14 protein-coding genes are annotated in these 16,199 nt (G+C 40.4%); 6 read left to right on the top strand and 8 right to left on the bottom strand.

All coding sequences use genetic code 11. The annotated features are described in order from the left end of the window. Positions 1–58: 58 nt before the first annotated feature. The 3 genes from mltG to OFN73_RS00770 are packed head-to-tail and all read left to right on the top strand — an operon-like array spanning position 59 to position 4,095. Positions 59–1,015 (top strand): endolytic transglycosylase MltG, encoded by a 957-nt coding sequence (gene mltG, locus OFN73_RS00780; protein WP_270861807.1) that lies wholly within the window; start codon positions 59–61, stop codon positions 1,013–1,015. A gap of 15 nt (positions 1,016–1,030) precedes the next feature. After that, positions 1,031–3,214, top strand: a complete 2,184-nt coding sequence (locus tag OFN73_RS00775) for an NADP-dependent isocitrate dehydrogenase (protein WP_270861806.1) — start codon at positions 1,031–1,033, stop codon at positions 3,212–3,214. Then, a complete protein-coding gene (locus OFN73_RS00770) occupies positions 3,214–4,095 on the top strand; it encodes a lactate/malate family dehydrogenase (RefSeq protein ID WP_270861805.1) in 882 nt (293 codons plus the stop codon). Before OFN73_RS00775 ends, OFN73_RS00770 begins: the two co-directional genes overlap by 1 nt. A gap of 40 nt (positions 4,096–4,135) precedes the next feature. Here the strand turns inward: OFN73_RS00770 and OFN73_RS00765 are convergent, their stop codons facing one another. The 4 genes from OFN73_RS00765 to OFN73_RS00750 all read right to left on the bottom strand — a co-directional run bounded on the left by OFN73_RS00765 (position 4,136) and on the right by OFN73_RS00750 (position 6,638). Continuing rightward, positions 4,136–5,017, bottom strand: coding sequence for a radical SAM protein (locus OFN73_RS00765; RefSeq protein ID WP_270861804.1), 882 nt, complete (start codon positions 5,015–5,017; stop codon positions 4,136–4,138). A 10-nt stretch (positions 5,018–5,027) separates the two neighbouring features. After that, positions 5,028–5,633, bottom strand: a complete 606-nt coding sequence (locus OFN73_RS00760) for a hypothetical protein (protein ID WP_270861803.1) — start codon at positions 5,631–5,633, stop codon at positions 5,028–5,030. Between the two features lie 97 nt (positions 5,634–5,730). After that, positions 5,731–6,051 (bottom strand): ArsR/SmtB family transcription factor, encoded by a 321-nt coding sequence (locus OFN73_RS00755; protein WP_270861802.1) that lies wholly within the window; start codon positions 6,049–6,051, stop codon positions 5,731–5,733. Positions 6,052–6,134: 83 nt separating this feature from the next. Beyond that, positions 6,135–6,638, bottom strand: a complete 504-nt coding sequence (locus OFN73_RS00750) for a hypothetical protein (protein WP_270858980.1) — start codon at positions 6,636–6,638, stop codon at positions 6,135–6,137. Between the two features lie 87 nt (positions 6,639–6,725). On the opposite strand from OFN73_RS00750, the gene OFN73_RS00745 reads away from it, so the two are divergent. After that, on the top strand, positions 6,726–7,604 hold the full coding sequence (locus tag OFN73_RS00745) for an aminotransferase class IV (protein ID WP_270861801.1): 879 nt from the start codon (positions 6,726–6,728) through the stop codon (positions 7,602–7,604). A 703-nt stretch (positions 7,605–8,307) separates the two neighbouring features. On the opposite strand, the gene OFN73_RS00740 is transcribed toward OFN73_RS00745, so the two are convergent. After that, the gene (locus OFN73_RS00740) at positions 8,308–9,420 is read right to left on the bottom strand and encodes a hypothetical protein (protein ID WP_270861800.1); all 1,113 of its coding nucleotides are present in this window, start codon (positions 9,418–9,420) and stop codon (positions 8,308–8,310) included. A gap of 204 nt (positions 9,421–9,624) precedes the next feature. Beyond that, positions 9,625–10,968 carry an ATP-dependent DNA helicase gene (locus OFN73_RS00735; protein ID WP_270861799.1) on the bottom strand — a complete coding sequence of 448 codons (1,344 nt, stop codon included), beginning with the start codon at positions 10,966–10,968 and terminating at the stop codon, positions 9,625–9,627. Positions 10,969–11,023: 55 nt separating this feature from the next. Between OFN73_RS00735 and OFN73_RS00730 the strand changes: the two genes are divergently transcribed. Further along, the gene (locus tag OFN73_RS00730; RefSeq protein WP_270861798.1) at positions 11,024–12,355 is read left to right on the top strand and encodes an SH3 domain-containing C40 family peptidase; all 1,332 of its coding nucleotides are present in this window, start codon (positions 11,024–11,026) and stop codon (positions 12,353–12,355) included. After that, a complete protein-coding gene (locus tag OFN73_RS00725; protein ID WP_270861797.1) occupies positions 12,352–13,308 on the top strand; it encodes a hypothetical protein in 957 nt (318 codons plus the stop codon). Before OFN73_RS00730 ends, OFN73_RS00725 begins: the two co-directional genes overlap by 4 nt. A gap of 50 nt (positions 13,309–13,358) precedes the next feature. Here OFN73_RS00725 and OFN73_RS00720 read toward each other — a convergent pair whose 3' ends face one another. Both OFN73_RS00720 and OFN73_RS00715 read right to left on the bottom strand, forming a co-directional pair. After that, positions 13,359–14,702 (bottom strand): anaerobic C4-dicarboxylate transporter, encoded by a 1,344-nt coding sequence (locus OFN73_RS00720; protein ID WP_270861796.1) that lies wholly within the window; start codon positions 14,700–14,702, stop codon positions 13,359–13,361. 70 nt (positions 14,703–14,772) lie between these two features. Beyond that, the gene (locus OFN73_RS00715) at positions 14,773–16,182 is read right to left on the bottom strand and encodes an aspartate ammonia-lyase (protein WP_270858973.1); all 1,410 of its coding nucleotides are present in this window, start codon (positions 16,180–16,182) and stop codon (positions 14,773–14,775) included. Positions 16,183–16,199 lie beyond the last annotated feature (17 nt).

The raw sequence follows: 16,199 nt of genomic DNA, 5'->3' as shown, positions 1-16,199 counted from the left end.
TTAGGCAAAATTTGGGCTTATTTTCGTATAATTTCGCAAAATTTGATTAAGGAAAATTATGCAATCTTTGGGCAGGCTTATCCGTTTTTTATCTTTTGTAGTTGAAATTTTACTAATTTTCGTAGCAGTTATTTTCTGGGATTTTCACCAGAGCGCGCAAAACCCAAAAATCGTCGCAGTAGGCCAAGGAAGCGCGGTAAAAATTTTATCATCGCTGGGGACTGGGGCGAGATTTGGCAAGACTCACGCTAGGCTTCTCTCGCTTTATGGTGGCGCAAAAACCGGTGAATTGGAGCTTAGCGCGGAAAATTTACCAAAATATAGATTTTTATACGAGCTAGCTCACGCAAAGCCTGTGATGAACGAAATCAAGCTGATTCCGGGAGAGACCACGATAGTATTTTTGCAAAATTTAGCCAAATCTCGCGCGTTAAGTTTTGAAATTTTAGAGAGCGAATACAACGCAACTGCGCCGTTTTACGAGGGATTTTTGGTGCCTGAAACCTATAAAATCAATAAAAACGAAAACGAAAAAAATATCATTAAAATTTTAAGCGCGAGTGCGAATAAATTTCACGCCGAATTCAGAGAAAAACACTGCGCCGATTGCAACGATACAGCCTATAAAGAGGCGCTAATCAAGGCTTCGATTATCCAAAAAGAGGCCGCGAACGCTGATGAAATGCCAATCGTAGCCTCAGTAATTGAAAACCGCCTAAAAATCGGCATGCGACTTCAAATGGACGGCACGCTAAATTACGGGCTGTATTCGCACACTAGGGTTACGCCAGCGCGTATCCGCACCGATACTAGCCACTACAACACATATTTAAATGACGGCCTGCCACACGAGCCTGTGTGTGTGGTCTCGCCAAACGCGATAAAAGCGGTCTTTGCGCCAGTAAGCACTGAATTTTTATATTTCATGCGAAATAAAAAAACAGGCTTGCATGATTTTGCCAAAACACAGGCCGAGCACGAGCGCAATGTCAGAGCCGCACGAAATGCAAAATAACAAAAAGGAGAGATTATGGCGATTTACTACACTTACACGGACGAATCCCCAGCCATAGCCACACACTCGCTACTACCGATAATTGTGGCGTTTTTACGCTCGGAAAATATCGAGGTGAAAACGGCTGATATTTCGCTTGCTAGCAGGGTTTTGGCAAATTTTAGCGAGTATCTAAGCGAGGAGCAAAAAACTAGCGATGATTTGGCGTTTTTGGCAAATTTGACCAAAAATAGCGACGCAAACATCATAAAACTACCAAATATTTCAGCCTCGCTTCCACAGCTTAAAGCCTGCATTAGCGAGCTTCAAGCGAGGGGTTATGCTTTGCCAAACTACCCTGATAATGCGCAAAGCGACGAGGAAAAAGCTATCAAAGCCCGCTATGCAAAGGTGCTAGGAAGTGCGGTAAATCCAGTCCTTCGTGAGGGCAACTCAGACAGACGCGCCGCAAAAAGCGTCAAAGACTACGCTAGGGCAAATCCTGTGTGGAGTGCCCAGTGGAGCGGGAGCGAGCAAACCTGCGTGGCAAGCATGAGCGGGGGCGATTTTTACGCTTCTGAAAAATCGAAAATTTTCGCTAATGGTGCAAATTTGAGCATAAATTTCACTTGCGCTAGTGGCGAGAAAACCTGCCTAAAAACCCTAAAAATCGAAGCTGGCGAGGTCGTAGATAGCGCGTTTATGAGTGTGAGTGAGCTTGATAATTTTATCGCCACTAGCGCGCAAAAAGCCAAGCAAAGCGGGCTTGTGTATAGCGCGCATTTGAAGGCTACGATGATGAAGGTAAGCGACCCTGTGATTTTCGGACGATTTGTGAGCGTGCTATTTAAGGGAGTTTTCGCTGAATTTAAAGACGAGTTTAAAAGTCTTGGCATAAATGCAAACGACGGGCTAAAAGGGGTCTTTGAAAAAATAAAAAATTCGCCAAATTTCGCCCAAATAAAGGCTAAATTTGACGAAGCGTTTGCGAATTTGCCCGAAATTTATCATATCGACGAAAATACGACAAATTTCGATATGCCAAATTTAGTGATAATCGACGCTTCGATGCCTGCGATGATACGAAACGGCGGGAAGCTACGCACCAAAGGCGGGCAAATGCGCGAAGCAATGGCGGCGATCCCTGATAGAAGCTACGCTAAAATTTACGAGGCGATGATTGAGGATTTGAGGGCGCATGGGTTTTTGGATCCTGGTAAAATCGGAGCCGTGGCAAATGTGGGATTAATGGCGCAAAAAGCCGAAGAATACGGCTCGCACGATAAGACCTTTATCATGGAAAATGACGGGCGTATCGAGGTTGTAAGCGAAAATGGCGAAGTGGTTTTTGCGTATGATTTGCAAAAAGGCGATATTTTTCGCATGACGCAAACCAAAGAAAAAGCGATTAAAAACTGGGTAAATTTAGCGTTTTCGCGCGCTAAAATCAGTGGCGAGAGGCTGATTTTTTGGCTAGATGAGGCTAGGGCGCACGATAGAAATATAAAAGAAATTTTGCTAAGCCAAATCGCTCAAAACGCCGAATTTAAGGGCGCAAATTTTGAAATTTTAGATCCGTATAAAGCTATAATTAAAACAAACGAGATTATTAGAAGCGGGCAAAATGTCATAAGCGCTACGGGCAATATTTTGCGCGATTATTTGACCGATTTATACCCGATTTTGGAGCTTGGAAGTAGTGCAAAAATGCTCTCAATCGTGCCGCTTTTGGAGGGCGGAGCGATGTTTGAGACGGGTGCTGGTGGGACTGCGCCGGATTTGGTGGCTATGATGAGGGAGCAAAATCACCTTAGCTGGGATAGTTTGGGCGAGTTTATGGCGCTGTGCGAGGCGCTGGAATTTGTAGCGCAAAAAGAGCAAAACAAAAAGGCAAAAACCCTAGCAAATGCGCTAAATGCGGCTATTTTTAGATATTTAAATGAAGCAAAATCTCCAAGCCGCGAAGTAGGGCAAAATGATATTCGCGCCAGCCACTATTTTTTGGCTAAATTTTGGGCGGAAGAATTGGCAAAATTCGAGCCAAAATTCGAGCAAATTTATGCAAAATTTAGCGAAAACGAAGCGGAAATTTTAGATGAATTAAACGCAGGGCAGGGCAAAGGCGTGGATTTTGGCGGATATTTTATGCTTGATTTTGACAAAATGCAAAAAATCATGCGCCCAAGCAAAATTTTAAACAAAATCATAGAGGAAATTTAATGAAAATAGCAATAATCGGAGCTGGAAATATCGGCGCAAATGTCGCAAACAATGTGATTGTAAATGAAAATTTAGCCAAATTTGTCAGCGAAATCGCGCTTGTGGATATCGCAGAAAATATCGCGTGCGGTAAGGCGCTGGATTTGGCGCATTTAGCGAGCCTTTGCGAGTGCGATATGAAAGTGTGCGCTGGAAGCGAGCCGGAGCTTTTAAAGGGGGCAGATATCGTCGTAATCACGGCTGGGCTGACGCGAAAAGCGGGGCAAAGCAGGGAGGATTTGCTTAAATCAAACGCCAAAATCGTAAGCGAGTGCGCGAGGAATACAGCCAAATTCGCCCCTAATGCGATAATCATCATCGTAACAAATCCGCTTGATTTAATGGTTTTGTGCGCGCAAAAAGCAAGTGGGTTTGCGCCTAGTCGCGTTATCGGCATGGCTGGCGAGCTAGATAGCGCGAGACTGAAATTTGAGATTGCGAAATTTAGCGGGGATAAAATTTCTGCTCTAAATGCCCCAGTGGTAGGCACTCACAACGATGAAATGGTGATTTTAAAGGACGAGATAAATGCTAAAATTTCAGCTACTGATTTAAACACTGCCTCGCAAAATACCCTAAATAGTGGCAAAAGCGTCGTTAGCCTGCTTGGCACTTCGGCGTATTTCGCCCCAGCTGGTGGGATCGTAAAAATCATAAAAAGCATAATCGCAGATGATAACAAAACCCTAATTTGCTCGGTAGTCGATGAAAACGGCGTGCCATTTGGCAGGTTTGTGAGTATCGGTAAAAACGGCGCGACACCCATAGAATTCGAGTATCCGTTGGAATTTAAGAAAAAATACAACAAAATGGGGCAAAGCATAAGAGAGTTTGAATTTTAAATTCGCGGCAAATTTGCAAAAACGCAAATTTGCCTAAATTTCAAAACGCCCTAACTATCATTTTGCGATACTCTCTAAGCTTTTTTTCATCGCTGTTTTGCATAAATTCTTTAATGTAAGCTAGCAAATTTTCCTTTTCGCGCGGAATTTCGCATTTGACATGAAAGAGATTTGAGCCGTGCTCGTTCATAAAAATCGTATCATTGTCCAAACAACGGATAAATTCGTAAATTTCTTCTAACTTCTCCATTTCGCTTGATTGCGTGTAAAGCCCCTTTTGCATAGCGCGGTAAAGTGGCGTGCCAGGTACTACGGTGAGCATTGAGGTATTTATCATGCTAGGGTGCAAGCCAGAGTAGAGTTTGGCGGTGAGTCTGGCGTTAGCTAGTCCGTAGTCGTGCCCGCCAGCGCCGTTTAGGAAATTTACGACATATTTAAATCCTGCGGTGTCAAGCTTTTCTAAAACAGCCCTTGCTTGTGCGCTCGTGTAGCCTTTGTTTATTTTTTTGAGCACGATATCATCGCCGGATTCGACGCCGATGTATGGGTCGGCAAACCCTGCGGCGGCTAAATTTCGGATTTGCTCGGCGCTTTTGTCGTAGAAATTATCGATTCTAGCGTATCCGCCGATACTTTCCACGCTTGGGACATATTTGTGAAGTAGCTCGGCGACTTTCATTAGCGTATCGTAACTAGCCGCAAAGCCGTCTGCGCCTTGCAAAAATATCCGTTTTGGTGCGCCAAAAACGCTCGGAATTTCCTTAATATCGGCTTCGATTTCGCTTAGGGGCGAAGTTTGAAATTTTTGATCCTTAAAATATGTGCAAAACAGACAGTGGTTGTGCGAGCAACCAATCGTAGTCTGCAAATACCCGTCTGCGCTCTCGTATGGTGGGCGGTTTATTCCACTTGCAAAATTCATTTTCTCTCCTTTATAAACTTCCGTTAATCGACACTCTGTCGAAATTTTTCTCGCCGATAGTTTTGAGTGCAAAGTCTAGTTTGCTTAGCATTTTTTCTTTGTGAGTGTTAAACATGCCGTCAATTCTCACGCTATCAAGCGGGTGCAGTGCCCAAAAATATGTGCCTTCAAGCTCCAAATTTGCGATAAACTCGCGCTCTTCTTCTAAAATTTCCTTTTCGCTAGCTGGGATAAATTCGCCTCTTAAAATTTGCTCATTTAACCTTGTATCTTTAAACGCAGTCATTGTGTTTAGTAAAATTTTGCTTGGTTTGATTTCGTTTTCTAACCTAGCCATTGCCCGTGCAGACTCGCTTGCCATGCCATGCCCAGCAGTGCCTAGCATAAGCAAATCACAATGTGAAATGCCGATTTTATTTAGTCTTAGGCACTGAGTTTTGCTATCATCTGCGTCGTAACCTTTGCCTAAATTTCGCATTACGGCGTTAAGACCGCTTTCTATGCCTATGTATAAATCACTCACACCAGCCTCTTTTAGCGCGATTAATTCCTCGTCGCTTTTGGTTGCGATATTATCTATCCTAGCATACATTGTGATAGTTTTGATATTTGGCAAATATTTTTTTCTCCTTATTTTTAAAATTCGATATTTTTATGATTTTCGAAATGTAAATTTAAAAAAAAGTAAAATTTGAAAATTTATAAAATTTGGGTTACAACTCTTTGATTATATAGCTAGCTAGCTCTTTTATTGTCTCTTCGTTTCTGCGATAATATGTCCATTTGCCGTGTCTTTCGCAGAGCAAAAGCCCAGCTCTTTGGAGCATATCGAGGTAGTTTGACACGGTAGAGGGCGATAAGCCTGCCTTTTCTTGGATACTGCTGACACACACACCACCTTTTAGATCGACTACTTCGCCAAGCGAACCACCTTGTGGTGGGAAGTTTGCGTCAGGGTTTTTGAGCCAGTTAAGGATATTTAGTCTAGTTTCGTTGTTTAGTGCTTTGCAAATTTCAATTACATCAATTTTCATTTTTTACCTTTTTTAAAATCGCGAGATTTTATCATACATTTCGATAATTGTCAATATATCAAAATATCTCAAATTTTAAAATTTTATTCTTCTGGGTTGATTTCGACTATTTTATTTAGGACATATTGTTCTAAATCTCGTTTGGCGATATCGTTTTTAAGGGCTTCGTTGTAGATTTTTTCGACAGGTTTGGAGTATTTTTCGTATGGAAAATACAAAAAGTGATTTGCCCAAGCTTTTTGGATTAAATTTTTAGTGATTTCCTTGCGCCCCCATGCTTTAAAACAGTCAAACCCGATAAAGACAGCAGAGGTTAGCAAAATGGTAAAAAGTATGGAAAAGTGAAAGTCGATTTTGGTAAAAAGCAGGTGTGTAATGCCTATGGCAAACATCACGAAAACAAAGGCAAATGTCCCAAAAATCGCATACGAGCGACCATAATTAAATCTGAAATTTAGCTTAGCGGGATCTACTAGCATACCGTCGTTAAACTCAGCGTTTGCCTCCAATAAATCGCGAAAAAGCACAGGTTTATCCGAGATATGAAACATAATATTTAAAATTTTGTCTTTGCAGTTTTTATTCATCTTTTTTCCTTGTCAAATTTGGCGCCATTATATCTGAATTTTAATTTTTATAAGATAAAATCACCTTTTAAATTTAAGGAGAGCGTAATGTTTGAGATAGCTAATATGAATAACGATGATTTTGTCTATATCAATGGCGAAATCGTGCGCGCCAAAGACGCTGCGATAAGCCCATTTGACCGCGGTTTCATGCTAGGGGACGGCATTTATGAGGCTGCACCCGTGGTAAATGGCAAAATTTGCGATAAAGCCGATTTCTGGGAGAGATTTGAAAATTCTGTCGCACAAATCGAGCTTAAAATCCCATATACTCACGAAGAATACGAGGCGTTTTTAAACGAAGTCATCGCCAAAAACGGCGTAAAAGAGGGTGTGGTTTATACGCAAATCACGCGTGGTGCGGCATTTAGGGACTTCGACTACACTGATACGAAGCCGACTGTGTTTGCCTATGCCTTTTCAAAAGTGATTTTCGATAATCCACTTGGCACCAAAGGTATCGAAATCGTAAGCCTGCCTGAGATTCGCTGGCATAGACGCGATATCAAATCAATCTCGCTTCTAGCGCAGTGTATCTCAAAGCACCTAGCGCACAAGGCTGGGGCTTTCGAGTGCTTTTTGGTAGAAGACGGCTTGGTGACTGAGTGTTCGAGTTCGAGCGCGTTTATCATAAAAGACGGCGTTTTGATTACTAGGCCGCTATCGCACGACATTTTGCCGGGCATTAGACGCAAGGTGATTTTGGGCTTTGCGGGCGAGCTTGGGCTAAAAGTCGAGCAAAGGGCGTTTAGTATGGAGGAAGTCTATGGCGCAGACGAGGTTTTCATCAGCGCAGCTTCTTTGATGGCAATCCCTGTCATCAAAGCCGACGGCAAGCCGATAAATGGCGGCAAAATCGGCAAATTTACCCCGCTAATTCGCGAGCGCTACGCCAAACACCTAAAAGAACAAGCTGGGCTTTTATAATTTTGCTTTGAAATTTTGCTCGAATTTTCTTTAAATTTGGGCAAAATTTGGCAAATTTAATCAAATTTTTAAAATTCAAAATTCTAAAATTTCGCTTCGCAACCCATAAACACTGCGCCTGGAATTTTGTTTTTTGATTTTGTTTGATTTGGCGTGGCAGAAATTCTTGTTTGGCATATCGACAAGTAAGTATCTCCGCTCTACGGTGCTTAAAATTTGGATTTCAAGGAAAAACTATGTTAGATATTGTAGAGATGATTTTAGGCTATATAATCCCATACGAATTATTTTTATATATGCCGTTTCAGGTTATTTTATTTGTTTTTTTCACATGGTTTTTGATGATAATTTCATTGTTTGGAATTTTAATTTCTGCATTTTTTAAACGAGTTGCATACAAAAAAATACTCATAAAGTTATTAAAAATTACCATGCTTTTTATGTGGTTAAGTTTTATAATTTCATATTGCTATTATTGTGGCTATGTCGCTAGTTACGGAATATCGCAAGTTCATATTTATAAACCTGTTTTTTATCTATTTGGAATTGTAATAGTGAATATTTTAGTTTATTTGTATATGATATCAACGAAATAGTAAAAGAAGCTATTTTATGGTGGGTATCCTTGCCCACCATAAAGATTAAAACAATAAATCTAATGCAAAATTTCACAAAATTTGATTATAAATTTTAAAAAATTTTATCAATTTAAATTTTGACATACACTTTTAATCTTATTATCTATGCTGGTTACGACTGGAAAACTTACGCCTAACTTATCTAGGCGTGATTTATTCTCAAAAAACCAATCTCTACTTACAATGTAATCATATAAATATCTGTTTTTAGTCTTATCACAAAAATTTTCTATTTCTAAATGCCTATTTGTCGATATTTGCCAATATAAAATTTGCCGTGTTAATTCGTGCAGTCTCCTATTTATGGAGTATTCAGCAGACTCAGTGGCATTAGTTTTTATGTAAAATCTCTGATAATTTTTAAAGTAAAAATTATCCATATATTTTATGTAATCATATAACTTAATAAGTCTTTCGTGTTTCTCGGCGTCTTTAAACATTTCTACCGTATCTAAAAATGTTAAATCTGTTTTGTAATCGTTTGAATTATCTGTTGAATTTTTTGTATCTGTTTTTTCTTGGTTTGGCAAATTATAAAATATCGTTTTTTTGTCAAAATAATTTTTTGGATTTTTAGCCCAGTATGCAGAAAAATTTGTAGTAAAAGTTAATGATAAATTATTAAAAGCTGAATACCTAATCTCTTGAAATTCTTTGTCTTTGGCTTCATATTTAACCAAATTTTCTATACTTTGCCAAGCCTTTTCATTAAATTCTCTAACTTCGCCAAAAGAATATTTGCCGTTACCATGCAAAACAATATCGTTAGAAGTATTTATAATATAAAATCTCAATTTAAACATATACCAATCCAAATATCTCTCGGCGTCATCATCTGGCAAATTTGCTTTCCATTTTTCTACAAAATAATCTTGTGCCTTTAAAATAGGGTTCATTATAAAACTTTTTTCATCAATAAACGGAAGCTTTGTAAGATAATTTCCATAAACTAACATAAAATTTGCAGGGATTAACCACTCTTTGGCTTTTGGATATGGTTGGTCTTTATACAGCCAAGTATTTCTTTGCGATATATACATACCAATATGACCGACAATCAAAGCAATTAAAACAATAGCTAGTATTTTTTTAAATTTACTAGATTTTTTACTATTATGTAAATTTGTATTTTCATTTAAATTTTTATTATTTTCCGAATTTTCTTTTAACTTTTCCAACTTTAATCCTTTTTATAAAATTCTTTTGCAAATTCATTTTAGGTCGTATCGTTTATACACGATACGAAATTCCGTTTTTAAATTCAAAAATTTAAACTCAAATTTGATAGTTTGAATTTAAATTTATAAACAAGTCACAAGTCGCGTAGGGTGGGCATCCTTGCCCGCCATAAAGATTAAAAACAATAAATCTAATGCAAAATTTCACAAAATTTGATTATAAATTTTAAAAAATTCATTTTCTTCGTAAAATTTCACCACGGCTTTGTCGATTTTGACTATGCGCGAAAGGTAGGCGTAAAGCCCTTCTTTGCGCGTGTAGAGGATTTTTAAGCCATTTAGGCTCGTGGCGCGTGAGAGCGCGACATAGAGTTGGCCGTTGGCAAAAATCCTATCTATATCGCAGGCTAGGTTTTCGATACTCATGCCCTGGGATTTGTGGATTGTGATTGCGTAGGCGAGTTTTAGCGGGAATTGATAATACCGCGCGATTAAAAAATCGCTCGCCTCGTCCTCATCGGCTCTAATCTCGCTGTAATCATACCCTGCGCGCTCAACTCGCACGAAGGCGCCTGATTTTTTGCGCACTACGATAGATTCGATTTCGCCAAAGCCGTTTAGCTCGATATTTTCTACCACGCCACTTTCGCCGTTGTAAAACTCGCCTGATTTATTCATCGTAAAAAGCACTTTTGCGCCGACTTTTAGGCGCAAGGATTGGCTCAAATTTAGCGAATTTAGCCATTTTGAAATTTTATTATCATCGTAAGAGTTTTCGTGGATTTCGCACAGCCCCTCGCACAGATACAGCCTCGAATCTAGCGCGGCTAGCCTAGCTTCGTTTATCGCATCGACTTCGGCATTTCGCCCAGAGATTATGGTCGCATCATCATTTAAACTCTCGCGCGGAGTGATTAAATTCGCCAAAAATTTGGCTAAATTTTCGCTGATTTTGCCAAGCCTGATTTGCGATAAAATTTCATACAAACTCTCATCGTCCGTGCGCTTAGAACCTAGCATTTCTATGTAGAAAAACTTCATCCCTTCCCATGCGTGCGTGCCAAAGGCATACTCGCTCATACGCAAAAGCGAGCCTTGTTTGCTAGCACTTAGCTCGTCTTTTTTGACGACTGGCGGGAGTTGATAAAAATCGCCCGTTACTAGCAAATGACCGCTAAATTTGGACTTTACGAGGCGGTATTCGATCATCTCAAAGACATCAGCGCCGACCATTGAAATCTCATCAAGCACGATTAAATCAGTAATTGAGAGAATTTGGTTAAGTTCGGTTATTTTGGCTTTTTGCGAGCGGTCTAATTTTTTGAGTTCTTCGAAATTTTTGCTAATGCCAAATTTAAAAAAACTATGCAAGGTTACACCGCCGATTTCTACGGCACTAATGCCGGTTGAGCCTAGCACGATGACGATTTTGCCGTGAGTGCGAAACTCTTCGATGACGCCTTTGACGACATAGCTTTTGCCTACACCGCCACCGCCTGTGATAAATACATTTTGTGATTTGAGCTTTTGCGATACGAAATTAATCAAATTTTATCCTGTTTTTTGGCAAAATTATAGCCAAAAATTTTTAAAGGTAGCAGTTTTGAGAAGGCAAATTTTAATATTTATAACATTTATGTGGATTTTGGCTGGTTGTGCCTCGCACGCGCCACAAAAATCCAAATTTATCCCTGAAAATCCAGAGGTTTTGGCGTTAGAATTCGAGCAAAGTGCGGAAATCTTGCCACCTGTGAGCGCCCAAAGCGTGGCAAACGGGGAGAATTTTAAGGAAAGGTATTTTCGCGTTTGGGACGCTGAAAAAATCACCGCTAGCCCAAAGGACGCATTTTGGGGGCTAAACTACGCTAAGGGTAGGCATTTTGATTTAGGGGGAAACATCTACCCACAAGCCGTGTATGATGCCATGCACGAAAATGCGAACAAAAAAGCCCTTGGTAGCGTAAATACCCCAGCAATCACCATAAAAAACACGCTTTTGCGAAATATCCCAAGCGATATGCCGATTTTCGGCGATCCTAGCGAGCCAGGCGAGGGCGAGCCTTTTGATTATGCGGCAAATTCGGCTCTTGGCGTGGGATACCCGCTTTTTATCTCGCATTTTAGCAAAGACGGCGTCTGGGCGTTCGTGCAAAATGACGGCGTGTGGGGCTGGGTGAGGGCTAGCGATATCCAAGAAATAGGAATAAACGGCGCTAGCGCGTATAAAAATTCGAAATTTATAGCGATTTTGCAGGATAATGCGCCGATTTTTGACGAGAATAGGCGTGAAATTTTTAGAGCGCGCACGGGGACGATTTTGCCGTATGATTTCGCTGGTGGCGGGCTATATGGTGGCAAGATGATTAGCAAAGAGGGCGTGAGAGCGTATTTTGTGGAGGATAAATTTGCCAGAATTTGGCCAGCTGAGCTTAATAGCGAAAACGCAAAACTAATCAGCGCAAGCCTGATAGGGCAAAAATACGGCTGGGGCGGATACAAACTGTTACGCGATTGCTCGCTACTGACAAAGGATTTTTTGGCGAATTTTGGGCTTTGGCTCCCAAGGAATTCAAAGGCGCAATCAAAGCGCGGAAGGACATTTTCGCTAGCAAATTTAAGTGCGAGTGAGAAGCTAAATTTGATAAAAACACACGCCAAACCTTATGCGAGCGTGATTTATATGCCAGGGCATGTAATGCTCTATGTAGGCGAGATAGAGGGCGCACCAGCCGTGCTTCACAATGTCTGGGGGCTAAGGCGTATGAATAAAGAGCGCGCGGTGATTGGCAAAACGGCGATTACCTCGCTAAGCATAGGCGAGGATAGGGCCGATATCGCAGAAGATAGGCTGCTAATCTCGCGTATTAGCGCATTTAGCGTGCTTAGCGAAGATGACGGGGTTAGCATACGAGAACTTTTTGGACTAGAAAAATGAGATCGAAACTTTACAACGACAATCTTTTAATCGAAGCCCAAACCCATATTGATAGACTTCATCTAAATATCGCGTGGGAGCGGTTTTGTGAATTTTACAAAAAGGCTGGCGCGATACGCAAAAACGATGAGTATTTGCTAGGGCTTTTTGGGGCGTGTTTGGGATATCTGCCTGATGAGGGTATGAAATTTATGGATTATGGCGCGCATATCATAGATGATGGCAAGGTCATAGGGATAATCGAAATTTTAAATGAGGCAAACCCTGATAAAAATTTGGTTATTCCAAGGGCGTTTGCTAGGCTTGGCGAGCATGAGGAGGCTAGATATCTCATCATCACAGATAAAAAAATTTTGAGATTTTACCTAGATTACGAAGCGCAGTGGCAGAGTTTTTATTTTGAAGATTTGGATTTTTTGGAATTTTGCAAATTTTACGCACTGCTAAATTACAACGCCCTAAAATCCGGTATCCCAGTGACGATGAGGGAGCGCACGGCGTATCGCGAACAAGATATTTCTAGCAAACTTTACCGAAATTTTAAAATTTTTCGTATGTCGCTTTTCGAGGATATGTGTATCCAAAACGAGAGCTTAAATCACCTTTTGCTAAGCGAGGCGTTAAATAAGCTTTGCGATAGGATAATTTTCGCGATTTATGCTTCGCACAACGAGCTTTTGCCAAGTGGAGCGCTAGAAAGTGTGCAAACATACGATGAATTAAAAAGCCTTTTTGCGCTTATTCACACGGGCGACGATGAGCGTGGCGTGGTGAGATTTAACGGAGATTTGTTCGCGCCTGATTTGCTTTTAGATAATCTTAAAATTAGCGATTTGGCATTGGAGTTAAATTTGATTTCCAAATACGATTATAAACTCGATGTTACGCCAGATATGCTCTCATACATACTATCGCAAATTTACAATTTCGAAGAAATTTTTCAAAAGAACTGAATTTTAAAATTTAAAATTTCTTGCAGAATAAATTCTGCAAGAAATTAGTATTAGATTAAGGCAGGAGCTACTAAGAAGCCTAACGCTACTGATAGCGCGACCATGATAGTTCCTGGGATGAAGAAGCTGTGATTGAATACATATTTTCCAACTCTTGTTGTGCCTGTATCGTCCATAGCGATAGCACCCAAAGTAGTAGGATATGTAGGTAATACGAAAAGACCTGATACAGCAGCAAAAGAAGCAACCAAAACCCAAACTTGTCCAGCTGTCTCTGGGCTAGTCATACCAAGTGCTAATGCAACTGCTGGCATCATAACTTTTGTAGTTGCAGCTTGTGAATATAGCAAGCAACTTAGGAAATATAAAACGATAGCTAGAACAAATGGATAGTTGCTAACGATATTTTTCGCTACATCTTTGAAAAGATCGATGTGGCCATTAACAAATGTAGTTCCAAGCCATGCGATACCTACGACGCAGATACAAGCGCTCATACCGCTTTGGAAAGTGTTTGCTTGTAATAGTTTGCCTGTATCGACTTTGCACAAAACTGTGATAAAAAAGCCGATTGTAAGCATAAAGCTAATAATAGCAGCGTCGCGAGAAAGGATTGGTTTTTCGACCAAACCAACGCTTTTTGAGATAGCAAGAGCGTAAGCAACGACAATCAAAACACCGATAGCAAAAATCGCAACTGAGCGTTTTGCAAATGGTTTTGGCTCAGCGTATTCTGTAACTTTAACCTCTGAAACTAAACCTTTTGCTAGTCTTTCTTGATAGATTGGATCTGATGAAAGGTCTAGTTTGAAAAATGTATTTACAAGAACCGCTGTAATAATCATAGCAACAAATGTTGTTGAAATACAAATGAAAAGTAGTTTTGGATAGCTTACACCTAGTGGCTCAACAACACCTGTCATAGCTACGAACGCAGCTGAAATAGGTGAAGCTGTAATAGCGACTTGGCTTGATACAACTGAAAGCGCTAGTGGTGCGCTTGGTTTGATGTTTTGACCCTTAGCAACTTCTACGATAACTGGAATCATAGAAAACGCAGTGTGACCAGTACCAGCTAGGATTGTTAGCATATAAGTAACAGCCGGAGCTAGGATATTGATTTGTTTTGGGTGTTTGCGCAAAATTCTAGACGCAATCTGAACCAAATAATCCAAACCACCTGCAACTTGCATAGCAGCAATCGCTGAAATAACTGATGCGATGATCAAAATAACATCTACTGGAATATCTTTGAATTCCACCTTCATACCGATAATCGCCATAACGACGATACCTAAACCGCCGGCGTATCCGACGCCCATGCCGCCTAAGCGAACGCCTAGGTAGATACCAGCTAGCAATACGGCCAGTTGGACAAATAGCATAATATCCATGCAAGACTCCTTTGAAAATTCAAAACTCTAAATTTGGGGTAGGTCAAAATTTGACCTACCACGATAAAATTTATTTACCTGTTTTTTTCATGCCAGGATTTAGCATGTTTTTAGGATCTAAAATTTTATCGATTTCTTCTTTTGTTAAATAACCGCGCTCTAAGCAGATATCGCCGACTGCTTTACCAGTTTGGAGAGCCTCTTTTGCGATACTTGCTGATTTTTCATAACCTAAAATTGGGTTAAACGCAGTTACGATACCGACTGAGTTTAGCACTGATTTTAAGCAAGCTTCTGGATTTGCAGTTAGTTTTTTGATAGCTTTGTCGCTTAGTGTTTTAACTGCGTTTTCCAAGATTACGATTGAGTTAAATAGATTATAAGCAATGCCTGGTTCAAAAGCGTTTAGCTCGAAATCGCCTCTTTCAGAGCATAGCATGATAGATACATCATTGCCGATGACTTCGTAGCATGCCTCACCTACAACTTCGCAAATTACAGGATTTACCTTACCTGGCATGATTGAGCTACCTGGTTGCATTTGTGGTAGGTTGATTTCGCCTAGACCGCATCTTGGGCCTGAATTCATTAGGCGTAAGTCGTTGATGATTTTGCTGATTCTTACAGCAGCTGTTTTTAGTGCGCCAGATACATGCACGAAATCGCCTGTATCTTGTGTAGCTGCGATGAAATCCTCAGCTGGTTTGAACTCAACGCCAGTGATTTGGCTTAGGTGTTTTTCTACTACAAATTTATAATCTGGGTGGCAGTTGATACCTGTGCCGATCGCAGTTGCGCCCATATTTAAAAAGCTCATTGACTCTCTTGCTGCTTTGATTTTTGCTATATCGCTTTTAATGTAGCTTGCAAAAGCGTGGAAGGTGTTGCCAAGTGTAGTTGGGACAGCGTCTTCAAGCTCTGTTCTACCCATTTTGATGATATCTTTGAAAGCCTCAGCTTTTTTCTCTAATTCGCCTTTTAGCTCTTCCATAGCAGCTAGCAAATCTGTAAGTTTAGCATAAGCTGCGACTTTGATTGAGCTAGGGTATGTATCGTTTGTGCTTTGGCCTAGGTTTGTGTGATCGTTTGGATGAATGAATTGATATTCGCCTTTGGCATGACCTTGAATTTCAAGAGCGACATTTGTCAAAACCTCATTGACATTCATATTTGTGCTAGTTCCTGCGCCGCCTTGGATCATATCTACTACGAATTGATCTGCGAATTCGCCTGCGATAACCTTGTCGCAAGCTGCTACAAGCGCGTCAGCGATCTCTGGTTTTAAAACGCCCAATTCTTTGTTTGAAAGTGCTGCTGCTTTTTTGATTTGTGCAAATGCTTTTACAAAAAATGGATAATCGCCAAGTTTGCGACCTGTCATTTTGAAGTTGTCCAAAGCTCTGAAAGTCTGAACGCCATAGTATTTGTCGTTAGGAATTTCAAGCTCACCTATAAAATCGTGTTCTTTTCTAGTTTCCATCACTAGTCCTTTCTGAA

It is taken from the genome of Campylobacter sp. JMF_14 EL1, from assembly GCF_027737585.1.
Lineage (GTDB): Bacteria > Campylobacterota > Campylobacteria > Campylobacterales > Campylobacteraceae > Campylobacter_B.
This window is presented reverse-complemented; position numbering and strand designations above follow the sequence as displayed.